At 68.5% G+C, this 21,818-nt stretch carries 22 protein-coding genes; 1 reads left to right on the top strand and 21 read right to left on the bottom strand.

Annotated features, from left to right (window positions below):
• The 14 genes from HY726_16445 to HY726_16380 form a co-directional block, all read right to left on the bottom strand.
• Positions 1-263, bottom strand: a 263-nt coding sequence (locus tag HY726_16445) for an ABC transporter substrate-binding protein (GenBank protein ID MBI4610586.1), incomplete at its 3' end; no start/stop codon positions are given.
• A gap of 237 nt (positions 264-500) precedes the next feature.
• A complete protein-coding gene (locus HY726_16440; GenBank protein ID MBI4610585.1) occupies positions 501-1,310 on the bottom strand; it encodes a 2-phosphosulfolactate phosphatase in 810 nt (269 codons plus the stop codon).
• 184 nt (positions 1,311-1,494) lie between these two features.
• Entirely contained in the window at positions 1,495-2,739 is a 1,245-nt protein-coding gene (locus HY726_16435) for an argininosuccinate synthase (protein ID MBI4610584.1), read from the bottom strand.
• An 11-nt stretch (positions 2,740-2,750) separates the two neighbouring features.
• The gene (locus tag HY726_16430; protein ID MBI4610583.1) at positions 2,751-3,038 is read right to left on the bottom strand and encodes a hypothetical protein; all 288 of its coding nucleotides are present in this window, start codon (positions 3,036-3,038) and stop codon (positions 2,751-2,753) included.
• Complete coding sequence (argF, locus tag HY726_16425; GenBank protein MBI4610582.1) at positions 3,031-3,948, bottom strand: ornithine carbamoyltransferase; 918 nt, start codon at positions 3,946-3,948, stop codon at positions 3,031-3,033. Before argF ends, HY726_16430 begins: the two co-directional genes overlap by 8 nt.
• Positions 3,945-5,123: an acetylornithine transaminase gene (locus HY726_16420; protein MBI4610581.1), complete on the bottom strand. Its 1,179-nt coding sequence runs from the start codon at positions 5,121-5,123 to the stop codon at positions 3,945-3,947. The genes argF and HY726_16420 overlap by 4 nt, the downstream gene beginning before the upstream one ends.
• A gap of 28 nt (positions 5,124-5,151) precedes the next feature.
• On the bottom strand, positions 5,152-6,018 hold the full coding sequence (gene argB / locus HY726_16415) for an acetylglutamate kinase (protein MBI4610580.1): 867 nt from the start codon (positions 6,016-6,018) through the stop codon (positions 5,152-5,154).
• 65 nt (positions 6,019-6,083) lie between these two features.
• The gene (hslU, locus tag HY726_16410; GenBank protein ID MBI4610579.1) at positions 6,084-7,436 is read right to left on the bottom strand and encodes an ATP-dependent protease ATPase subunit HslU; all 1,353 of its coding nucleotides are present in this window, start codon (positions 7,434-7,436) and stop codon (positions 6,084-6,086) included.
• Positions 7,437-7,559: 123 nt separating this feature from the next.
• Entirely contained in the window at positions 7,560-8,099 is a 540-nt protein-coding gene (gene hslV / locus HY726_16405) for an ATP-dependent protease subunit HslV (GenBank protein MBI4610578.1), read from the bottom strand.
• A complete protein-coding gene (gene xerC, locus HY726_16400; protein ID MBI4610577.1) occupies positions 8,096-9,037 on the bottom strand; it encodes a tyrosine recombinase XerC in 942 nt (313 codons plus the stop codon). The genes hslV and xerC overlap by 4 nt, the downstream gene beginning before the upstream one ends.
• A 19-nt stretch (positions 9,038-9,056) precedes the next feature.
• Positions 9,057-11,324, bottom strand: coding sequence for a type I DNA topoisomerase (gene topA, locus HY726_16395; GenBank protein MBI4610576.1), 2,268 nt, complete (start codon positions 11,322-11,324; stop codon positions 9,057-9,059).
• The gene (gene dprA, locus HY726_16390) at positions 11,321-12,319 is read right to left on the bottom strand and encodes a DNA-protecting protein DprA (GenBank protein MBI4610575.1); all 999 of its coding nucleotides are present in this window, start codon (positions 12,317-12,319) and stop codon (positions 11,321-11,323) included. Before dprA ends, topA begins: the two co-directional genes overlap by 4 nt.
• Positions 12,320-12,490: 171 nt before the next feature.
• On the bottom strand, positions 12,491-13,267 hold the full coding sequence (gene ybgF / locus HY726_16385; protein ID MBI4610574.1) for a tol-pal system protein YbgF: 777 nt from the start codon (positions 13,265-13,267) through the stop codon (positions 12,491-12,493).
• 71 nt (positions 13,268-13,338) lie between these two features.
• Positions 13,339-14,118, bottom strand: a complete 780-nt coding sequence (locus HY726_16380; protein ID MBI4610573.1) for a sulfite exporter TauE/SafE family protein — start codon at positions 14,116-14,118, stop codon at positions 13,339-13,341.
• A 98-nt stretch (positions 14,119-14,216) separates the two neighbouring features.
• Between HY726_16380 and HY726_16375 the strand changes: the two genes are divergently transcribed.
• Positions 14,217-15,233, top strand: a complete 1,017-nt coding sequence (locus HY726_16375; protein ID MBI4610572.1) for a YeeE/YedE family protein — start codon at positions 14,217-14,219, stop codon at positions 15,231-15,233.
• 94 nt (positions 15,234-15,327) lie between these two features.
• On the opposite strand, the gene HY726_16370 is transcribed toward HY726_16375, so the two are convergent.
• The 7 genes from HY726_16370 to nrfD (HY726_16340) form a co-directional block, all read right to left on the bottom strand.
• On the bottom strand, positions 15,328-16,290 hold the full coding sequence (locus HY726_16370; GenBank protein ID MBI4610571.1) for a beta-propeller fold lactonase family protein: 963 nt from the start codon (positions 16,288-16,290) through the stop codon (positions 15,328-15,330).
• A 29-nt stretch (positions 16,291-16,319) separates the two neighbouring features.
• Complete coding sequence (locus HY726_16365) at positions 16,320-17,066, bottom strand: thiosulfate oxidation carrier complex protein SoxZ (GenBank protein ID MBI4610570.1); 747 nt, start codon at positions 17,064-17,066, stop codon at positions 16,320-16,322.
• Between the two features lie 74 nt (positions 17,067-17,140).
• Positions 17,141-18,343 (bottom strand): molybdopterin molybdotransferase MoeA, encoded by a 1,203-nt coding sequence (locus tag HY726_16360; protein MBI4610569.1) that lies wholly within the window; start codon positions 18,341-18,343, stop codon positions 17,141-17,143.
• Between the two features lie 303 nt (positions 18,344-18,646).
• On the bottom strand, positions 18,647-19,747 hold the full coding sequence (nrfD, locus tag HY726_16355) for a polysulfide reductase NrfD (protein MBI4610568.1): 1,101 nt from the start codon (positions 19,745-19,747) through the stop codon (positions 18,647-18,649).
• Positions 19,744-20,247 (bottom strand): cytochrome c, encoded by a 504-nt coding sequence (locus HY726_16350; GenBank protein MBI4610567.1) that lies wholly within the window; start codon positions 20,245-20,247, stop codon positions 19,744-19,746. The genes nrfD (HY726_16355) and HY726_16350 overlap by 4 nt, the downstream gene beginning before the upstream one ends.
• A complete protein-coding gene (locus tag HY726_16345; GenBank protein MBI4610566.1) occupies positions 20,244-20,750 on the bottom strand; it encodes a DUF3341 domain-containing protein in 507 nt (168 codons plus the stop codon). Before HY726_16345 ends, HY726_16350 begins: the two co-directional genes overlap by 4 nt.
• Positions 20,750-21,818 (bottom strand): polysulfide reductase NrfD (gene nrfD / locus HY726_16340; protein ID MBI4610565.1); only part of this gene is annotated, 1,069 nt, incomplete at its 5' end. The genes HY726_16345 and nrfD (HY726_16340), both read right to left, overlap by 1 nt.

Raw genomic sequence — 21,818 nt, 5'->3', positions numbered from 1 at the left:
TCGTAGTAGACCAGCTCTACCCGCCGGCCGAGGAGGCCACCCTTCTTGTTGACGTCTTCGGCCCAGATCTGCATGGCGAGCAGGGCGGCCTTGCCATTGGCAGCGAGGCCTCCGGTCAGCGCCATGCCAAAGCCGATCCGGATCGGCTGAGCCGTCTGGGCCCCGCTGATCGCCGGCGCCCACGCCTGCGCGACGAGCACCAGGGCGATGACGGTCCCGATCCAACCCCACCATCGAGTCCTGCACTTCCCAGGTCGTATCATCTCCCTCCCCCTAACTCAGTCGGCGTGTTCGAGCTGTCTCTCGTTCGAACTCAATCAGGCCCCGGACCCCCCTCACCTCCCTCCGCGACGACACCGCGGCCGCTCTCGTCGCCCGGGTCGCCAGAGCACAAGCGTTGTGGGGGGAATCCTACTGGAGAGCGCCCTCGCGCGTCAAGGTCTGTAATAGCTTCAGGAAGCGGGCGGGGACGAGGCCCGCCGCGCATCCCGCTGCCGCGTTCAACGCGAGGGACCCGGCGCCGGCCGCGTGACGACGTCGCCCTCCAGCACCGGGACCTCGGCATAGACGCTCAGCGCCAGACAGGCCCGGAGGTCGTCGTGGTAGCCGCGCTGCTCGAGCTCCCGCGCCCACGCCGAGTCGGTGAGAAGCCCATCCAGGCGGCGCCGGTAGTGGCCAGCCACAGCGCGGCAGGCGCGGGCCGCATCGGTTATCTCCAGCGGGCCGGCCTTGTCGGCGATGGCGTCCAGGAGCAGGCCGGCGGCGACCGTGTCCTCGAGGGAGAGGGCTCCGGTCTCACCCGAGCAGACCACGGTGAGATCCCGACCCGTGGCGAGCGCCCACCCGGCGACGGCCTCGACGTTCACGAGCCCGCACACCGCGGCCACCGCAGCCCCGGACGCCGCCCGAAGGGCCTGGGTGCCGTTGGTGGTCGTGAAGACGACCACTTTATCCCGGACGCGCTCCGGCGTGTACTGGAGCGGCGAGTTTCCCAGATCGAAGCCCACGATCGGCTCCCCGCGCCGCTCACCGCCGAGGAGCACGTCCGCGGGCGGGAACGCCCTGGCCCGCGCGCGGGCCTCCTCCGGAGTCAGCACCGGGATCAGCATTCGAGCGCCGTTCGCCAGCGCGGTGACGATCGTGGTCGAGGCACGGAACACGTCGATGACCACCGCGGCCCGGCCTCGAAGCCGATGCGCCGAGAGGTCCGCAAGGGTCAACGCGGCGTCGGCGCGCATCGAGACCGACGCCGGTTCGAGCGCCTCACGCCGTGACAGCGCGACGACCACGTCCCATGGCAGGCGGACCACGCCGGCGCGATCGCTAGGCAACCCGGAGGGGGGCTACGCCCCCCTTCCGGACCTCCCCCCAAGGAACTTGCGCGGGCCGGGTACCCACGCCGAAGGCGTGGGTGCGCGCTCGAAGTGGAACCCCCAATCGTGGGCGAACTGTCAGGAGCGCTAGAGCATTCAACCCTGGTAGTCCAACAGGCCGCTAGCCCCCTTTGGGAGGCAGCGGGCCCGGACCCGTCCCGCGGTGGCGATCGCGGGCGGCACGGATCTTCAGGCGCAGGGCGTGGAGGGCGATGAACCCCTCGGCATCCTTCTGCCGGTACACCCGGTCGGCTTCGAACGTGGCGAAATCGGCATGGTACAGCGACCACGGCGACCGCCGCCCGACTACCGTGACGTTCCCCTTGTAGAGCTTGAGCCTGACCGTCCCGGTCACGTCCTTCTGGGCCTCGTCGACGAAGCGCTGGAGGGCCTCGCGCTCCGGAGCAAACCAATAGCCGTAGTAGACCATTTCGGCGTAGCGCGGCACGAGGCTGTCGCGAAGGTGGAGCAGCTCTCGATCGAGCGTGAGCGACTCGAGCGCCCGGTGGGCCACGTGCAGGATCGTCCCGCCCGGCGTCTCGTACACGCCTCGCGATTTCATCCCGACGTAACGATTCTCGACCAGGTCCACCCGGCCAATCCCGTGCTCGCCGCCCAGGCGGTTCAACCGCTCGAGGAGCGCCACCGGGCCCAGCGTTTTGCCATCCACGGCGACCGGGTTCCCCGCCTCGAAGTCGATCTCGACGTACACCGGGACGTCCGGCGCCGCCTCCGGAGAGTTGGTGAGGAGGAACATCTTCTCGGGAGGCTCGGCCCAGGGGTCCTCCAGGATCCCGCCCTCGTAGGAGATGTGGAAGAGGTTCCGGTCGGTGGAGTACGGCCGCTCGGCGGTGACGGGGACCGGGATGTCGTGGCGCTGCGCAAAGTCGAGCAGCGCCGAGCGCGAGCTCAGCTCCCACTCGCGCCACGGCGCGATGATCCGCAGCTCGGGAGCCAGAGCCGCATAGGTGAGCTCGAACCGGACCTGGTCGTTCCCCTTCCCGGTGGCGCCGTGCGCCAGCGCATCCGCCCCTTCCCGGAGCGCGATCTCCACCTGGCGTTTGCCGATCAGGGGCCGGGCGATCGAGGTGCCGAGGAGGTAGCCCCCCTCGTAGACGGCGTTGGCACGCAGCATCGGGTAGACGAAATCGCGGACGAACTCCTCGCGGAGGTCCTCGACGAAGACCTTGGCGGCGCCCGTCCGGATGGCCTTGTCCCGAACCAGCGCCAGCTCCTCACCCTGACCCAGGTCAGCGCAGAAGGCGATGACCTGGCAGCCGTAGGTCTCGATCAGCCACCGGAGAATGACCGAGGTGTCGAGGCCGCCCGAGTAGGCGAGCACGACCTTCCGCGGGGGTGAGGACACGGACCGACCCCTCAGGGCGCGGCGGCGAGCGCGAAGGTCCCGTCCTTGGGCGAGGACGGTGACCCGAAGGTGATCCGCTTGATCGTGAAGTAGGGGCAGAAGATGAGCCGGGCTTCCGCGCGCTCACCGTGGACGGTGACGCTGAGCCAGCTCTCGCGCGTCTGGTTGATCGCGCGAAGACGGAGCACCGTGCCGTCGTCCAGGAGCAGCTCGACGACCGGGGCGGCGAGCTTCTGCTCCCGGCAGAACTGCTGCACGTGGTCCGGGAACTGCCGCTCGAAGAAGATGCGGTCAAACATCGCTGGCACCGAGGAGCGCGACGAGGAGCGCCTTCTGGAGGTGGAGCCGGTTTTCGGCCTGCTCGAGCACGAGGCTCCGGGGCCCGTCGACGACCGCGTCGGTGATCTCCTCCCCGCGATGGGCCGGCAGACAGTGCATGACCACGGCCGAGGGCTTGGCGAACCCGACCAGCGTGTCGTTCACCTGATAGCGCTGGAACGCCTCGAGCCGCAGCTCCCGCTCGGCCTCCTGCCCCATGCTGATCCAGACGTCGGTATACAGGACGTCGGCCCCCTCGGCCGCCTGCCTGGGGTCCGGCGTGATCGAGAACCGCCCACCGAGCTCGCGGCACGCGGCCTGGATCGCGGGCTGCGGCTCGTAGCCCGGAGGACAGGCCACCGCGACGGACGCCCCGGTGAGCGCCGACAGGAGCATGATCGAGTGGCACACGTTGTTGCCGTCGCCGATCCAGGCCACCCGGATCCTGGCGAGATCCCAGCCGCGCTCCCACAGCGTGAAGAAGTCGGCGAGCGCCTGGCAGGGGTGCTCCAGGTCCGAGAGCCCGTTCACCACCGGGATGCCCGCGTGGCGCGCGAGCCCCTCCACGGTCGCGTGGCGCAACGTGCGGGCCGCAATCACGTCCACCCACCGCCCCAGGTTCCGGGCCACGTCGGGTACCGATTCCCGCACGCCGAGCCCGATCTCGTTGGCCGAGAGGTAGATGGCGCGTCCGCCCAGGTGGACCATCGCCACTTCGAACGTCACGCGCGTGCGGAGCGAGGGCTTCTCGAACACCAGCGCCAGGGTCCGGCCGGTCAGCGGGGTCGAGCGATCGCCGGCCTTCCGCTTCGCCTTCAGGTCGGCCGCGAGCCGGAAGAGGGAGGCGATCTCCTCCCGCCCGAGGTCGCGGATCGAGACCAGGTGGGTCATGGCACGGCTTCGCCGAGCGCCGAATCCAGGATCCCGAGGGCCCGCTCGACGTCACGTTCCGAGACGATCAGCGGCGGGGCCAGCCTCACCACCGTGTCCCCGGCGGTCAGCACCAGGAGGCCGCGCTCCCGGCAGCGCGTGACCACAGGTGCCGCGGGCGCCGTCAGCTCGATCCCGATCAGCAGCCCTCTTCCCCTCACCTGCTTGATGAGCGGGTGCGTCTGTCGCATTGCCTCCAGCCGGCCAATCAGGAACCGCCCGACCCGGGCGGCCCGCTCGGGGAGGTTCTCCTCGAGGACCGTCGTGAGGGTCGTCAGCCCGACGGCCGTCGCGAAGGGACTCCCGCCGAAGGTGCTCCCGTGGCTCCCCCGCGTCAGGATAGCCGCGACCGCCTCGGTCGCCAGGGTGGCCCCGATCGGGATCCCGTTGGCGAGCGCCTTGGCCAGCGTCATGATGTCGGGCGCCACGCCCGAGTGCTGGTAGGCCCACAGAGCGCCAGCCCGTCCCATCCCGGTCTGGATCTCGTCGAGGATCAGCAGGATGCCCGCCGCGTCGCAGAGCTTCCTGAGCCCCGGGAGGTAGCCGTCGTCGGGAACGACGACCCCGCCTTCTCCCTGGATCGGCTCGACGAGGACGGCGGCGGTCCGGTTGTCGATCGCGCGCTCGACGGCGCGGAGGTCGTTGTAGGGGACGTGCTTGAAGCCCGGCACGAGCGGCTCGAAGCCGTGCCAGACCTTTTCCTGGCCCGTCGCGGTGAGCGTGGCGAGAGTCCGCCCGTGGAAGGAGTTTCGGGTCGCGATGATCTCGTAGCGGTCGCTGGAAAAGGTCTCCTTGGCGTACTTCCGCGCGAGCTTGATGGCCCCCTCGTTGGCCTCCGCCCCCGAATTCGAGAAGAAGACCCGGTCGGCGAAGGAGCGCTCGACCAGGAGCTTGGCCAGGTGGATTCCCGGCGGGCTGTGGAAGAGATTGCTCACGTTCGTGAGCGTCGCCGCCTGCTCGCGAATCATCCCCACCACGCGCGGGTGGCAGTGCCCGAGCCCGAGCACCACGTGCCCGCTGGTGAAGTCGAGATACTCCTTGCCTTCCGCGTCCCACACCCGGGCCCCCTCGCCGCGGACGAGGCAGAGGGGGTAGCGGGCGTAGGTCTGCATCAGGTAGCTCTCCGACCACTGCATCAGCGTCTTTGTATCCACCGGTCGCTCCTCACAGGACGATTTCGGTGCCGATGCCTTCTTTCGTGAACACCTCGAGGAGGATGGCGTGGGGGATCCGGCCATCGATGATGTGAGCCTTCGCCGTCCCGCCCTCCAGCGCGCGGAGCGACGACTGCACCTTCGGCACCATGCCACCCTCGATGATCCCGGCCGTCATCAACTGCTCGGCTTCCTTCCGGGTCAGCGTGGACAGGAAGCGCCCGTCCTCGCCCTTGATCCCCTGAACGTCGGTCAGGTGGATCAGCTTTTCTGCGGCCAGTGCGGCGGCCAGTTCAGCCGCGACGAGGTCGGCGTTGATATTATAGGTCTCCCCGTCGGGGCCGACGCCGACGGGCGCGATGACCGGGATGAACCCGTTCTCCTCCAGCAGGCGGATCGCCTGGGGGTCGACGGCCTCGACCTCTCCGACCAGGCCGATGTCCACCTCTTCGCCCGCCGGCGTCCGGTGGCCGCGGCGGCGGGCCAGGATCAGCTGCCCGTCCTTTCCGGAGAGTCCGACCGCCCGGCCGCCGTAGTGGTTGATCAGTCCGACGATCTCCTTGTTGACCTTGCCGACCAGGACCATCTCGACGATCTCCATCGTCTCGGCGTCGGTCACCCGCATCCCGCCCACGAACTCGGGTTCTTTCCCCAGCCGCTTCATCAGCGCGCCGATCTGGGGGCCGCCGCCGTGGACGATCACGGGGTTGATCCCCACGTAGCGCAGCAGGATCACGTCCAGGGCGAAGGAGGGCTTGAGGGCCGCCTGCTCCATCGCGGCCCCGCCGTACTTGATGACCAGCGTCTTCCCCTGAAAGGCGCGGATGTAGGGCAGGGCCTCCATGAGGATCTCGGCCCGCTGGACCAGCGCCGCCATGTCCGGGGTCGCCATCGTGTTCCCGTCGTTCGTAACAGTCGGAGCCTGAGGCCCTTGCCCCCAGCTTATAAAATATATCGGGACAGATCTTCGTCCTTCACGAGATCGGCGAGCCGGGTCTGAACGTAGCCGGCGTCCACGATCAGCTCCTTCCCCGGCATGTCCGGCGCCTCGAAGGAAACCTCCTCCAGCAGCTTCTCCACGATCGTGTAGAGACGCCGGGCCCCGATGTTCTCCGTGCGCTCGTTCACCCGGGCCGCCATCTCCGCGACGGCCTCCACGGCATCGGCGGTGAAGCGGAGCGTCACGCGTTCGGTCTTGAGGAGCTCTACGTACTGCTTGATCAGGGCGTTCTGCGGCTCGGTCAGGATGCGGACGAAGTCCGCGCGCGTCAGCGGCTCCAGCTCCACCCGGATCGGGAACCGCCCCTGCAGCTCCGGGATCAGGTCGGACGGCTTGGCCACGTGGAACGCGCCGGCAGCGATGAACAGGATGTGGTCCGTGCGGACCATCCCGTACTTCGTCATGACCGTACACCCCTCGACGACGGGGAGAAGGTCCCGCTGGACACCCCCCCGGGAGACGTCCGGCCCGTGCCCCGACTCCCGGCCGGCGATTTTGTCCAGCTCGTCCAAGAAGACCAGCCCGGAGTTCTCCACCCGGTGGATCGCCTGGCTCACGACCTCGTCCATGTCCACCAGCCTCTGAGCCTCTTCCTGGGCCAGGATCCGCTTCGCCTCCGCGATCTTCACCTTCCGCCGCTTCGTCTTGGAGGGCAGCATGCCGGAGAGCATCTCCTTCAGGTGGATCCCCATCTCCTCCATCCCCTGCCCCGAAAAGATCTCCACGATCGGCGTCACCTGGGTCTGGATCTCCAGCTCGATCAGCCGCTCGTCGAGCCGGCCCGCCTGGAGCTGCTGGCGCAGCTTTTCTTTCGTCGCCTGCCGGGAGGCCTCGGGCGAGACCTCCTCGAGGGTCGCGCTCTGGAACGGCTCGCGGGGGCGGCGCGGCAGGAGGAGGTCGAGCAGGCGCTCTTCCGCCAGCTGCTCCGCCCGCTCACGCACGGTCTCCGTCATCTCCGCCTTCACCATGTTCACGGCCAGCTCGGTCAGGTCGCGGATCATCGACTCCACGTCGCGCCCGACGTATCCGACCTCGGTGTACTTGGAGGCCTCGACCTTCAGGAACGGCGCCTGGGCGAGCTTGGCCAGCCGCCGGGCGATCTCCGTCTTTCCAACCCCGGTGGGGCCGATCATGATGATGTTCTTCGGCGCCACCTCGTCCCGAAGCTCGGCGGGCAGGTTCTGGCGCCGCCAGCGGTTCCGGAGCGCGATCGCCACGGCCCGCTTGGCCCTCTCCTGGCCGATGATGTAGCGGTCCAGCTCGGCCACGATCTGGGCCGGCGTCAGCGGTTCCATGGACTGGCGAGTACGCGCCACAGCCTTCACCTCACGCCACAGCCGCGCGGTGTTTGAGCGCCGGCTTTGCCGGCGCCACCCCGGGGGAGGTTTGGAAGGGGGGCGTAGCCCCCCTCCAAGTCTTCAGAGCTCCTCGACCATGATCCGGTCGTTCGTGTAAACGCAGATCGCCGCGGCGATCCGCATCGCTTCCTCCACGATCTCCTTGGCACCGAGATCCGACTGGGCAACCAGCGCGCGGGCGGCCGCCAGCGCGAACGGGCCCCCGGAACCGATCCCGACGATGCCGTCGTCTGGCTCGATGACCTCCCCGGTTCCCGAGACGATGAAGGAGTGCTCCGCGTCTGCAACCGCGAGGAGCGCCTCCAGCCGCCGGAGGATCCGATCCGTCCGCCACTCCTTGGCCAGCTCGACGGCGGCCCGCGGGAGGTTCCCGCGGTACTCCTCGAGTTTCGACTCGAACTTATCGAAGAGGGTGAAGGCATCGGCGGCGGTGCCGGCGAAGCCGGCGAGAACCCGGCCCTGGTACACCTTGCGCACCTTCCGCGCTCCGGCCTTGACGATCGTCTGGCCGATGGACACCTGGCCGTCTCCCGCCATCGCCACCCGTCCCCGGTGGCGGACGCAGATGATCGTCGTCGCCCTCACCGTGCTCTCGCTCACGCCCGTCCTCGGCGGGGTCCAACCGCTGACGTGCCGGCGCGCGACCGCTCGCTCGTCGGGACCTCCCCGGGATGGGCCCGCGGGTGAGCGGCGTCGTAGACCTTCATCAGCCGGTCGGCGCTCACGTGGGTGTACTTCTGGGTCGTGGACAGGCGGCTGTGCCCGAGCAGGTCCTGGATCAACCGGAGATCGGCCCCCTGGTCCAGCATGTGCGTGGCAAACGTGTGGCGGAGGGCATGGGGCGTGACCGGACGGGCGATCCCTGCCCCGCGGGCCCGGCCCTTGACGATCCGATGGACGCTGCGAACCGTGAGCCGTCCACCCCGGAGGTTCTGGAAGAGGGCTCCCTCCCCCGACGGACGCACGGCCAGGTAGGCGTCGAGCGCGCGCAGGGCGTGGTCGCCGAGCGGGACGATCCGCTCCTTATTTCCCTTCCCGACGACCCGAACCGTGCCCTGAAAGCGATCGAGATCGCCCCGGTCGACCCCGCAGAGCTCCGCGACCCGGAGGCCCGTCGCGTAGAAGACCTCCAGGATCGCGCGATCCCGCTTCCCCTGAACCGTGTCAGGGGCAGCAGACTCGAGGAGCGCCCAGGCCTCGTCGATGGGAAGAAACGCGGGAAGGCGCTTCGGGACGCGCGGCGTCCCGACCTCTCGGGCGGGGTTCCGCGGGATCACGCCCCGGCGCGCCCAGAAGCGGAACCCGCTCTTGAGCGCCGCGAGCTTCCGGGCGATCGTGGTCCGGCTGAGCCCGCGGCTGTGAAGCCACACCAGGTACGCGCGGATCGCCCGCGCATCCACATCCGCAAGGCGCGCGAGCTTGTGACGGGCGAGGAAGGCCGTGAACTCGCCGAGGTCAGCCCGGTAGCTCCTGAGCGTGTGAGGCGACGCCCCCCGCTCGACGTCCAGGTACTGGAGGAAGGTCTCGACGGCATTCATGACAGCCTCGGAGGGGGCATCACGACGCCGGGGCCTCGAGCGTCTGTTTGTGGTCGCACGTCTGTCTGAAGCAGGACCGGATCAGCTTTCCGCCGCGCGCCATCCGCTCCAGGAGAAACGGCGCCCCGCAGGCCGGGCAGGGCTCCGCCACGGGCCGCTGCCAGAGGATGAACTTGCACGTCGGATACTGGGAGCAGGCGTAATAGGCCTTGCCCCGCCGAGAGCGCCGCTCGACAAGCTGGCCGCCGCAGCTGTCCTGCGGGCAGGCGATGCCGGTGGTCAGGGGCTTGGTGTTCTTGCACTCCGGGTAGCCCCGGCAGGCGACGAACTTCCCATAGCGCCCCTCCCGCACCACCATGGGCTTGCCGCACTGGTCACAGGTCTCCCCCGTCGCCACCTCCTCGGGCCGCCCGCCGTTGCCGCTCAGGTCCTGCGTGAACTTGCAGTCCGGATACCCGGAGCAGGCCAGGAACTTACCGAACCGGCCCCACCGCTCGAGCAGCGGGCTGCCACACTCAGGGCAGCGCTCTCCCGTCTTGGTGCCGCGCTTGAGGTCGATCATCTTGACCTCGGCCGTCTTGAGGCGGGAGGCGAACACGCCGTAGAACTGACGGACCGTCTCCACCCAGGGAGCGTCTCCCTCCTCGATCTCGTCCAGCGACTCCTCCATCTGAGCCGTGAACTTCACGTCCATGATCTCGGGGAACGAGGTGAGCAGCAGGTCGGTAACCTCCGTCCCGAGCCCGGTCGGGTAGAGAGTGCCCTTCTCCCGGCGGACGTAGTCCCGCTCCTGGATCGTGCTCAGGATCTGCGCGTAGGTGGAGGGCCGGCCGATCCCCCGCTCCTCCAGCTCCTTCACGAGCGACGCCTCCGTGTAGCGCGGTGGCGGTTGGGTGAAATGCTGCTTGGGCTCCAGCGCGAGGAGCGTGAGAGCCTCTCCGACTTCCAGCGGCGGGAGCACGCCCTCGGCCTCTTCCTCCGACGGCGCCTCCGTCTCCTCGCGGCCCTCCACGTAGACCGCCATGAATCCGCGGAAGCGGAGCGTGGAGCCCTGCGCCCTGAAGCTGCAGGTTGCGGCTTCGATGTCGACGGAGACCGTGTCGTACACGGCCGGGCGTATCTGGCTGGCCAGGAACCGCTCCCAGATCAGGCGGTAGAGTGCGAGCATCTCGCGGTTGAGAAACGGCGCCAGGCTCTTGGGGTCCCGCGCCGGATCGCTGGGGCGGATCGCCTCGTGCGCCTCCTGCGCCCCCTTCCGCGATCGGTAGGCGGGTGGCGCGTCGGGCAGATACTCGCCCCCCAGACGCCCTTGCACCCACTCGCGCGCCCGTGCCTGCGCCTCGCGGGCGACCCGCACCGAATCGGTGCGCATGTAGGTGATCAGTCCGACCGGCCCCTCGTCCCCCACCTCCACGCCCTCGTAGAGCCGCTGGGCGAGCATCATCGTCTTCTTCGCCGTGAAGCGGAGCTTCCGCCATGCCTCCTGCTGGAGCGTGGAGGTGATGAAGGGAGGTGCCGGATTTTTCTTCCGCTCGCCCCGCTCGACAGCCCGCACGACGAAGGGGGCGCCCTCGAGGCCCCGGATCGTCTCCGCGACCTCGGCTTCGGTCGCGAGGCTGGCCTTCTCACCCCGGATCGCCCTGAGCGCCGCGGTGAACTCCGGCGGCGCCGCGGCGCGAAGCCTCGCGTGGAGGGTCCAGTACTCGACCGGTACGAACGCGCGGATCTCCCGCTCGCGGTCGACGATGAGTTTCACCGCCACCGACTGCACCCGTCCCGCCGACAGCCCGCGCTGCACCTTCTTCCAGAGGAGCGGGGAGAGGTTGTAGCCGACCAGGCGGTCCAGCACCCGCCGCGCCTGCTGCGCCTCCACCTTCCGTCGGTCGATCTTTCCCGGTTGACGGAAGGCGGCCTTGACAGCCCGCTCGGTGATCTCGTTGAAGAGCACCCGGTGCACCTTCCGCCGGTCCACCGGCAGCTGCTGGGCCAGGTGCCAGCCGATGGCCTCGCCTTCGCGGTCCGGGTCGGTCGCGACGTAGAACGCGTCCGCCTTCTCCGCCACCTTGCGGAGCTCCTCCAGCGTCTTCCGCTTGGCGGGAATGACCCGGTACTCGGGCGCGAACCCCTTCTTCACGTCCACGCCGAGCCTGGTCTTCGGGAGGTCCACGACGTGTCCCATCGAGGCTCTGACCAGGTACGTGGCGTCCAGATACTTCTGGATGGTCTTCACCTTGGTGGGTGACTCCACCACGACCAGCGCCCGCTTCGCCCGCGCTTTTTCTGTCATGAACGTCTCGCCCGCACGTACAGCCGACCCGGGAGCTGTCGGACCCAGCCGTGGAGCTCCAGGGTCACGAGGAGCGCCGCGGCCCGCCCGGAAGGAACACCGCTCCGCTCGATCAGCTCCGCCGCGTGGACGGGCGCCTCGCCGACGAGATCGAGGAGAATCCGCTCGTCCGCCTCGAGCGACGGTCCGGAAGGCTGCTGCCACGCAGGGGTGACGAGACACCGGCGCCACCTCTCCGGAAGCTCGGCGACCACGTCCTCCCAGCTCTGAACCAGTTTAGCACCGTCCTGGATAAGACGGTTGCTGCCCCGCGCCAGCGCCGATGTGATGTTCCCCGGGACCGCAAAGACCTCGCGACCCAGCTCTCCGGCGTGGCCCGCGGTAATCAACGCTCCGCTGCGCTCGGCCGCCTCGCCGACGACGGTCCCCAGGGCCAGGCCCGCGATCGTCCGGTTGCGCAGCGGGAAATGCTCCGGCAACGGCGGCGTGCCCATCGGGAACTGCGAGACCAGCGCCCCGTGCTCGATGACGCGCGCCACGAGCGCTCGGTTCTCCGGCGGGTAGATCACGTCGGCGCCCGAGCCGAGCACCGCGACGGTGCGACCCCCGACGGCGAGCGCGCCCCGGTGCGCCGCGGTGTCCACGCCCCGGGCGAACCCGCTGATCACGGTCACCCCGCGTGCCGCCAGGTCCCCGGCGAGCTGCTCGGCCACCTGAAGACCGTAGGGCGTCGCGCGCCGCGCCCCCACAATGGCCACCGCCAGCGCGTCCTCGTCCCGCAGCTCCCCGCGAACGACGAGGAACGGCGGCGCAGCGGGAACCGCGCGGAGCTGCGCGGGATACGCCGCGTCCTCCCGCAGCAGCACTCGCGCTCCGACGCGCTCCGCGCGCGCGCGCTGCTCGGCAACCGTGCGCTCCGAGTCCGACCCGCAGCGCGGTGTCGAGAGGCCCGCGGCCACCGAGCTCCAGCGATCTCGCTCTTCAACTGTCGTCATCGTGATACACCATTGCCCGAACGAAGCTCGAGCCGAGGCACATCGGCCTTGCCGCAGGCAGGCCCGTGACGAGGCGAGGCCCGAGTAAATTCCACTCAGTATACCGGACGCCCGGTGCGCGTCAAGGATGCGGAACATGGGTCATCGGGACGCCCGCTGCGCGACCCGCGATCAGCGGGAACGCGCGGGCGCAGCGCGAGGGGCCTGCATCAGGACGCGCGCCCTCCGGGCCGCTTCACTGCGCGGAAATTCCGCGACCAGTCGGCCCCAGGTCTCCTGCGCGCGGACCGGCTCGCGGAGCGCCTGGTAGCAGAGACCGATCTTGAGGAGCGCGTCGGCCGTCTTGTTGTTCTTTCCGTACCGTCCGACCACGTGCTGAAACTCGACCAGCGCCTGTCGGAAGTCCCGCTGCAGGTAGTACGCCTCGCCGATCCAGTACTGGGCGTTGCCCGACAGCGGATGACCCGGGTACTTCGCGATGAAATCCAGGAAATCGAGCACGGCCTGCCCGTGCTCGCCGGCGCGCATGTTCGCCAGCGCCGCCGCGTAGAGCTGCTCCGGCGATGCGGGCCGGACCGCCTGCTCCCGTGCTGCCGGTTCGGGCGCGGGCGGCGAAGCTGCCCGGCTCACCTCCCGCGCCAGCTCGGTAAACGCGCCGCGGAGCTCGCGGATCGTTCCCTCGGCCGCAGCCAGCCGCTCCTCCACGCGGGAGAGCTGCCGGATCACCTCGCCCTCCTCGCGGTTCAGCCGCGTCGCGCCCGACTGCAGCTCCCTCAGCTCGGCGATCGCGCGCGCGAGGTCGCGCCCGGTGGCCTCGTTGAGCTTGCCGAGCTCCCCGACCTGGGTGGAAACGCTGGCAAGCTCGCGCTCGACCCGCCGCACGCTCCCGCGACTCGCGCAACCGGCGAGAAGCCCGAGCGCCACGACGCTCACGATCCCCACGGACACGCAGCTGGCCCGCATGGTGACGGCGAACGTAGCACAGCGTTTGAAACGAAGTCAAGAAATTTGGGCTCGGGTCACCACGCCTTCACCACGGTGGCCACGGCACCCGCAAGGATCATCGCGACGATCGCGAGCCTGAGCGTACGATCCGGGAGCAACAGCGTGGTCTTGGAGCCGAGAACCGAACCTCCCAGCGCGCCCACGAGGAGCCAGAGAAGGCGCTTCCATTGGATCGCGCTGGCGGCAAGATGCGTCAGGCTCGCCGGGATCACCATCAGCAGGGCGACGGCCAGGTTCGAGCCCACGATCTCGCGGGCCGACATCTCGAACAGGTACACCATGGACAGAATGACCAGGCTGCCACTGCCGATCGAGGTCACGCCCATCAGTGTCCCTACCACGAACTGGAAGCCCGTGATGGCGAGGCCGATCTTCCAGCCGATCTCGTCCGGGCGGAACGGCTTCGGCTGCGCGAACCGCGTCTGGATCCTCGACTCCAGGAGGATCAGGACGCCGACGACCACCAGCACACCGCTCATGAGGAACGGGAACAGTCGCTGGGTCGCCTCGCCGGCGAGGTAGAGCACGCGCGAACCGAACACGGCGCCCGGCATCCCGCTGAGCCCGTAGACCAGAGTGAGCTTCCACAGTACGGAACCCTGCCTGAGGTGCTGGACAACGCTGAAGACCTTGGCGAACAGCGAATAGATCAGCGAGAGGGCCACGGCCTCGGCGTATTTCATGCCGAGGATCACGTAGAGCGCGGGTGCCACGATGGCGCCGCCACCCACGCCGGTGAGCCCGATGGCAAACCCCAGCACGAACCCCAGGGCAATATCAATAACGATTTCCACCGATCTCCCCCGCCGCGAATTCCCGAGCCCCCGATCGAACCTGCCAAGTATAGCAAACCCTTTACTCCGCCCGGGCATCTCCGATACGATTCGTGGCGATGGATGAACCCCTCGGGTTGCTTTATCTGTCCGCCCTCGTCACCGGCTTCGCGTTCGGTTACGCGACGCAACGGGGCGGGTTCTGCCTGACGCGGGCGCTCTCCAACTACTTCATCATGCGCGACGCCACGATCCTCCGCGCCTACGGCCTGGCGCTCCTGGTGGCCGTCGTGGGCGTCCACCTCCTCGTCGCCGCCGGCTGGGTCGAGGTTCCGATCCGCTCCTTCCGCTGGCTCGCCAACGTGCTGGGAGGCCTCGTCTTCGGCTTCGGGATGATCCTGGCCGGCGGCTGCTCGGGAAGCACCTGGTACCGCGTGGGAGAAGGGGCGGTCGGGGCCTGGGTCGTCCTCCTCGGCTTCGCCATGGGAGCGACCGCGATGTCCGTCGGCCTGCTGGCCCCGCTGCGCCGGTGGCTTCAGACCCCCGACCTCAAGCTGGGCGAGTCGCCCCCGACCCTCTACAACGCCATCGGGAGCGTCGTTGGTGTTGGCGACCTCTCACCCTGGTGGATCATCATCCCGCTCGGGCTCGCGCTCGCCTGGGTGCTCCTGCGCGGGGCGGGAGAGCCTGAGCACAACAAGTGGCCGTGGCCGCTGACGGGCGCCGCCGTGGGCCTGCTGGTCGCGCTCGGCTGGTGGACATCGAGCTTCGGCGGCACTCCCACCGGCGTGACCTTCGCCATCAACACGAGTCACATCCTCACCTATCCCCTCGTCGGCTACCCGACTCGGGTCAACTGGAGCATGATCCTCCTCATCGGAGTCCCGCTGGGCGCGTTCGTCGCAGCCTGGCAGTCCGGAGAGTTCGCCTGGAAGCTCCCAGCCGGCTGGAGCCTGGTGAAGATCTTCGCTGGGGGGCTGCTCATGGGGACGGGCGGCATCCTGGCCGAGGGCTGCAACATCACGCAGGGGCTGACCAACTCGGCGACGCTGGCGGTCGGAAGCCTCACCGCCTTCGCTGCCATGGGCGCCGGGGCGTGGGTGGCGGTGCGCATCCTCTACCTGCGCAGTGGCTGACGCGAAGCCCAGACAGCAACGGGGAGGGGGTGACCCCTCCCCGTTTTGTTTTCGGCCCGTCCGGCAGACAGTGGCCCCGGCCGGCGGGTTGAGACTACTTGGTGATCACGAGCCCGTGGGGATCGGGATCCCCCGTCATCCCAACCGGGATCGTGGCGATCTTCTGGTTGGTCGTGGTGTCGACGACATCTACCGCCTTCGCCTTGCGGCTCGTCAGCCAGAGCTCCTTGCCGTCGGGCGACAGGTCCGGGATGTCGGGAAGCTCGGAGACCGGAATCTTGGCGATGACCTTCCGGCCCGGGACGTCCAGCACCGCGACGAAGTGCTCCTTCCGCACGGTGACGTAGGCGCGCTTGCCGTCCCGCGAGAGGACGATGCCGTGGGTGTCCGCCCCGACCTTGATCTCGGCGGCGACCTCGTCCTTGGCGGTGTCGATCACCGAGACGATGCTGTCACCGCCCTCGGTCACCCAGACCGTCTTGCCGTCGGGGGCCGTCACCGTCCCCATGGCGTCCTTGCCCGCCAGGAGCTTCTTGGTCACCTCGAACGTCTTCACGTCGATGACGTAGACATCGCCGGAGCCCCCGTTCGACACGTACGCCTTCTTGCCGTCCGGCGTGAAGGTAACCAGCATCGGCTTGGTCCCGACCTTGATGGTGCGGATCACGCTCCGGCTGGTCAGGTCGATGACCGATACCGTGTCCGCCTGGACGTTGGCGGTCCAGAGCTGCTTCTCGTCGGGCGTCAGCGTCACCCCGTGGGTCCCCTTGTCGGCTGGGATCACCCCCACCTCGGTCTCGGTCGCGGGGTCGAAGATCGAGACGGACCCGGACCCGACGTTGGCGATGTAGAGCCACTTGTTCCCCTTGGAGAGGACCGCGTTGTGGGGTTTGACCTGGCTGACCTTGACGGTGCGGAGCACCTTCTTGGCCTTGCCGTCGATGATCGAGATGGTGTTCTCGCCCTGGTTCGTCACGTAGACGGTGTAGGCCAGGGCCGGTGACACCAGGAGTGACGAGACGACCAGGAACACGAGGAGACGAACAAGCTGCTTCATGTCGTGCACCTCCGGTGTTCGAGCTTGGGTTAGACACGCAGCGGCTGGGAGACCTCCCACCGCTGGCCTTCGCTGTTGACAAACACCACGCGGAGCGTACCGCTCCGGATGGCTTTCAGAGGGAAGCGGATCAGCGGGTTCGGGCTCACCGCCGAGGTCATCTGGAACTCGCTGACCTTTTCGTCGTCGAGATAGACGAGCATCTGTTTCACGTAGAACTCCGGGGCCTCGCGCACGAACCTCCCGTTCTTCAGGGCGAGCCCGGTGTGCGAGGTGTGGTCCACCTTGGTCCGGACCTCCACGATCTCGCCGGCCTTGACGGACCGGGGGAGCCGGAGCATCGGGTTGCCCAGCCGGTCGCGCCCCACCTTCTCCGGCGCCGTCGTGCACCCCCCCTCCACCACCCTGAGCTCCTTGGTCGCGACGAACCGGCCGTGGCTCGAGCAGTCCGCGACGGCCTTGACGAGGCCGCCGGACCCGGAGCGCATCTGGAAGGCCACCGAGGCCCGGCCGTTGAGCGGGCTGAAGAGGAATTTGCCCTTGTACGGAACCGGGTCGCTGTCGAGCGAAACCGCGAGGGACCTGATGAAGTGGTCGGGATTCATCGGATGGTCAACCCAGACCTGGATCGGCACCGCCGTCGGCTCTTCCGAAAGGATCGGGAGGTCGAGCTGTGGCCGGTGCTCCCGCTCCAGGGCTGGCTGGGCCCACACCTCCTTGGGGAGGAGAAGCGCGAGACCTGTCCCTATGAGGAAGTTCCGCCGCGCGTAATTCACGAGCTATCCTGAGAAATCCCCATTTGTCGATTGGTATAGTCAAGATTATACACCGTACTTCGTTTTGTCAAGCTTTATCGGAGGTTGATAACAGTCACTTCGCCCGCTTCGGGAATGGTCGTATCTGGGGGTATGACGGCGAGCCCATCCGCCATCACCATCGATCGCAGAATCCCAGAGCCCTGCTCGCCCGTGAGCCGGGCCCCGTGGCCACCGTCAATCGGAGTCAACGTCACCCTGAGATAGCCCCGCCGCCGCCCCGGGTTCGGGATCGGCGCCAGGGCGCGAGCGCGAATCGTCGGGCGATGGAGCGTCCGGTGCCCTGCCATCTTTCTCAGGGCCGGTCGCACGAACAGCTCAAATGTGACCATCGCGGAGACTGGATTGCCGGGGAGGCCGAACACCGGGCGGAGGCCCAACGAGCCGAACGTGATCGGTTTGCCCGGCCGCATGGCGACCTGCCAGAGGTGGAGCTCGGCCCCGAGACCCGTAAGCGCCTCCTTGACGAAGTCGAATTCGCCGACCGATACGCCGGCCGACGAGATCACCGCGTCGGCGTCGAGCCCCCAGCGGAGCCGCTCCCCGATGGCCTCCGGGCTGTCGCCGGCCACGCCCAGGTTCACCGACACCCCGCCGGCCGCGGCCACCTGGGCCATAAGGGCATAGGTATTGGAGTTGGGGATCTTGCCGGGCCCGAGCGCGCCGCCGAGATCGACCAGCTCGTCACCGGTGGAGAGGATCGCGACACGGGGGCGCCGGAAGACGCGGACCTGAGCGTAGCCCAGAGTGGCCAGAAGCCCGACCTCGGCAGCTCCGATCTCATGGCCCGGCTCCAGCACCGTCTCCCCCGCCCGCAGGTCCTCTCCGGCAAGCCGCACATACTCGCCCCGCCCGACCGGGCGCGGGACTTTCACGATTTCACCCTCCGTTTCTACCTCTTCCTGGGGAATCACGCCGTCCGCCCCCTCGGGCAACGGGGCGCCGGTGAGGATCTTGAACGCCTCGCCCGGAGCGATCGGCCGCGCCGCCACCGCTCCCGCAGGGACCCGTCCCGCGACCCTGAGCGTGACGGGCCGCTCGGAAGAAGCCCGCCGCACGTCCTCGGAGCGGAGCGCGTACCCGTCCATGGAGGAGTTGGCCCACGCCGGGATGTCCGTGGCGACCTGCACGGGCTCCGCGAGCGCCCGGTTCAGTGCAGAGACGAGGTCCACCCTCTCCGTGGCAAGCGGCGTGACCCGAGACAGGACGCGATCCAGGGCCTCTTCGACCGAGAGCATGGGGCGCCTCCGGAGGGCTATCTTACCAGAGGCCCCGCTGCCCCGCCTCCCAGCGCACCCGAGCTGGCGCGCGGCCTTTGCCCGTCCCTCCGAGATTCCGGCGTCGGTTCTGCCGCGCAACCCGTTCTGGGGGAGGTCTCGGAGGGGGCCTCGACGGCCCCCTCCGATCTTCGAGCGCGGGCTTGGCCCGCGCAACTCAAGGGGGGAGGTTCGGAAGGGGGGCGAAGCCCCCCTCCAACCGGATGCTGGGGGGAGGTTTCGGAGGGGGCCCGGGTACCCACGCCGAAGGCGTGGGTGTCCGATCTATAGATGGGGCCGATAGCGAGCCAGAAACAAGACCCGGCTCAGGACGAAGAGCGAGAAGAACCCGGCCGTGATCGCCAGCTCGAGCACGCCGAAGGGAAAGATCGGCGCTGTGGTGACGGACGGGAAGACCAGCATCATCCGCTCGAGAAAGATCGCGGCCAGGGCCAGGCAGGCGACCAAGACCAGCGGGCCGTGGCGCGCCGGTGGCCTGCCCGTCAGCCGCTTGAGGAGGTAGGCGAACGGGATCAGCCAGCCCGCCACCAGGATGACGAACGAGAGCCCCCGCCACGGCGGGTTGAAGAAGCGCCGGACGAAGAACTTCGTCTCGACGGGGACGTTGCCGTACCAGATCACCAGGTACTGCGACCAGAAGAAGTACATCCAGAGGATGCTCGTGGCGAACACGAGCTTGGCCACGTCCTGGACCGCCGCGGGCGGAACGCTGGCCGCGCCGGACCGGTTGGCGGAGACGGTCAGCAGCGCCAGCAGGCAGAAGCCCGTGTAAAGCGTGCTGACCGTGAAGTAGCCGCCGAAGAGCCCGCTGTACCACCGGGGGGCCAGTGACATGACGAGGTCGAAGCCGAAGAGCGACACCACGATCACGAAGAGGAAGAGCATCACGGTCGCCAGCGCGCGGCGGCGCCGCCCGTCCACCTCCTGCTGGGCCGCGCTCCCCTCGCCCTCGCGGAACCCCGCGCTCGCAAAGGCCCAGACCACCCCGTAGAGTGCCAGGACTCCGAGGCCGACCCGGGCTGCCATGAACGGGACGTTGAGCCACGCCGCCTTCTCGGGAATCGGATCGGTCACCCAGGGGTAGAGGACCGCGCGACCCGCGAAGAGAACGACGAAGAGCACGAAGGAGACCGGAAGAAACCCGATGGTTGTCAGCGCGATCCGCTTGACGCTCGGCGACCATCGCGCCTCCATCAGCTCCATGATCCCGGCGATGGCTGGACCGGTGACGGCCAGCCCCGACCAGAACAGGAGGTTCACCAGGTAAATCCCCCAGGCCTGCACGGGGTCTCGGCTCACGCGGAGGAAGAACGCGGCCGCCCCGATGACGACGACCGCGACGAGAATGAGCACCCTTCCGCTCATCGTCTGGCAAGGCTCCTGAGGAAGTTCACGACATGCCAGCGTTCCTCAGGGGACAGGGCCTCCCCGTACGCCGGCATCACGGCTCCGCCCGACCCGATGACGTGCTGCATGTAGCCGTCGCTCCGGGCCCCCTGGATCGACGGGTGCGTGAGATCAGGCGGGGGAACGAACTTGGGCGAGACCGGCCCATCCCCCTTGCCCTCGCGCCCGTGGCAGGGGGCGCAGTAGATCACGAAGAGCCTCTGGCCCCTCGCCACGGAGTCCGGCGTGGCGCCAGCCGGGTTGGGCCGCTTCGCCGCCACCTCGCGCGCCTCGCGGGGCAAGCCGAGCTCGCCCCCGCTCCTGGGGAGCGTGCCGGTGGGCATGGCGAAGACCTGCTCTCCGGGCACGATCTTCACCGTCTGGGTCATGTTGTCCTCCCAGCGCATGACGAGGACGCCCCCCATGAGCGACGCGGCGCTGGCGACCAGCAATACCACCAGGACGAAGACCCACTTCACGCGCTTACCTCCTGGCATCCGGCTTCGCGGAGGCACTGCCGGGCTACCTCGACCATCTGGGCCGGGCAGCGCACGGCGATGCCGAAGCGATCGGCGGAGAAGCGGGAGTCGTAGGCGGGTGAGGGGCGGAGCTTCGGAAGCCGGCCGAGGACCAGGAGCCCGAGGAGGGTGCAGAGCCCGCCGAGCAGGATCGTCAGCTCGAAGGCGATGATCACGAAGGGCGGGATCGACACGATGGGCTTCCCCCCGACCACCAGGTTCCACTTGAGCGAGGACCAGATCGTGAGCGCAAACCCTGTCAGGGTGCCCGTAAGCCCTCCCACGAGGGTGAAGAGCCGGACCGGGCTGACCGGTTTACCGTGCTCGAGCGCCTCCTGGATCTCGTCGACGGGGATCGGCATGTAGACGCTGAAGTCCGAGAGGCCCCGGCCCCGCAGGGCGTGGATCGCCCGGACCGTGGTGTCCACCTCGGCGAAGATGCCGACGACGCTCGCGTCAACCATCACTGATGCCCTTGCCCGCTGACCGGGTGGGGAATCGTCTCCTTCACCTCGACGATGGAGACCGACGGCATGAGCTTGATGAACCCCATGAAGAGGAAGAAGAACCAGGCGAAGCTTCCGATCACGATCGCAGTGTCCGTCACCGCAGGCACGAAGATCCCCCACGTGTAGGGATAGAAGTCGTGGCCCAGGGACGGCACAATGATATTGAAGCGCTCGAACCACATGCCGATGAGGACGAGCACAGAGACGATGAAGAGGGTGGGCGGGTGGAGGCGGGCACGCCGGGAGAACAGGACGAGCGGAGCCAGGCTGTTGCAGAAGTACTGAAGCCAGAAGGCCCAGGCGTAGGTGGCGGTGGCCTTCCAGGCCAGCGAGGACCGCTCGAAGTGGTCGGCGCTGTACCAGGTGGTGAAGGCTTCGCAGACATAGAAGTAGGTCAGGACCAGGCTCGTGACCAGGATCAGCTTTCCCATGGCGTCCAGGTGCTTGTCCTGGATGTACGGGTAGAGGTTGAAGTACCGGCGCATGGGCAGCACGAGGACCAGCACCATGGCGAAGCCCGAGAAGATGGCCCCGTCAACGAAGAACGGCGCGAAGAGGGTCGAGTGCCAGCCGGGGACGAGCGCCATTGCGAAGTCCCACGACACCACGCTGTGGACCGAGACCACGAGCGGCGTGTTCAGGGCGGCGAACAGGCCGTAGGCCCGCCGGTAGTGGCGCCACTGGCGGTCCGAGCCTTCCCACCCCAGGGCCAGCACGCCGTAGATCTTCCGCCGCCAGCCCGTTGAGGCGTCGCGGATAGCCGCAATGTCCGGGACCATGCCGACGTAGAGGAAGACGGCGCTGATGGTCAGGTACGTCGAGATCGCGAAGACGTCCCACAGGAGCGGGGAGCGGAAGTTGGGCCAGAGGTAGCGCTGGTTCGGGTACGGCAGGAGCCAGTAGCCGAACCACATCCGGCCCAGGTGGACCAGCGGGAAGAGTCCGGCCGTCATGACCGCGAAAACCGTCATGATCTCGGCCGCCCGGTAGATGGAGGTCCGCCAGCGGGCCCGGAAGAGGTAG

The sequence above is a fragment of the Candidatus Rokuibacteriota bacterium genome (assembly GCA_016209385.1).
GTDB lineage: Bacteria > Methylomirabilota > Methylomirabilia > Rokubacteriales > CSP1-6 > JACQWB01.
This window is presented reverse-complemented; position numbering and strand designations above follow the sequence as displayed.

What these genes read in the sequence shown, in the direction of transcription:
- HY726_16430 (MBI4610583.1), bottom strand. Translation starts at nt 3,038, where the DNA reads ATGTTTGACCGCATCTTCTTCGAGCGGCAGTTCCCGGACCACGTGCAG.
- argF (MBI4610582.1), bottom strand. Translation starts at nt 3,948, where the DNA reads ATGACCCACCTGGTCTCGATCCGCGACCTCGGGCGGGAGGAGATCGCC.
- HY726_16420 (MBI4610581.1), bottom strand. Translation starts at nt 5,123, where the DNA reads ATGCAGTGGTCGGAGAGCTACCTGATGCAGACCTACGCCCGCTACCCC.
- argB (MBI4610580.1), bottom strand. Translation starts at nt 6,018, where the DNA reads ATGGCGGCGCTGGTCCAGCGGGCCGAGATCCTCATGGAGGCCCTGCCC.
- hslU (MBI4610579.1), bottom strand. Translation starts at nt 7,436, where the DNA reads ATGGAACCGCTGACGCCGGCCCAGATCGTGGCCGAGCTGGACCGCTAC.
- xerC (MBI4610577.1), bottom strand. Translation starts at nt 9,037, where the DNA reads ATGAATGCCGTCGAGACCTTCCTCCAGTACCTGGACGTCGAGCGGGGG.
- topA (MBI4610576.1), bottom strand. Translation starts at nt 11,324, where the DNA reads ATGACAGAAAAAGCGCGGGCGAAGCGGGCGCTGGTCGTGGTGGAGTCA.
- dprA (MBI4610575.1), bottom strand. Translation starts at nt 12,319, where the DNA reads ATGACGACAGTTGAAGAGCGAGATCGCTGGAGCTCGGTGGCCGCGGGC.
- HY726_16375 (MBI4610572.1), top strand. Translation starts at nt 14,217, where the DNA reads ATGGATGAACCCCTCGGGTTGCTTTATCTGTCCGCCCTCGTCACCGGC.
- HY726_16370 (MBI4610571.1), bottom strand. Translation starts at nt 16,290, where the DNA reads ATGAAGCAGCTTGTTCGTCTCCTCGTGTTCCTGGTCGTCTCGTCACTC.
- HY726_16360 (MBI4610569.1), bottom strand. Translation starts at nt 18,343, where the DNA reads ATGCTCTCGGTCGAAGAGGCCCTGGATCGCGTCCTGTCTCGGGTCACG.
- nrfD (MBI4610568.1), bottom strand. Translation starts at nt 19,747, where the DNA reads ATGAGCGGAAGGGTGCTCATTCTCGTCGCGGTCGTCGTCATCGGGGCG.
- HY726_16345 (MBI4610566.1), bottom strand. Translation starts at nt 20,750, where the DNA reads ATGGTTGACGCGAGCGTCGTCGGCATCTTCGCCGAGGTGGACACCACG.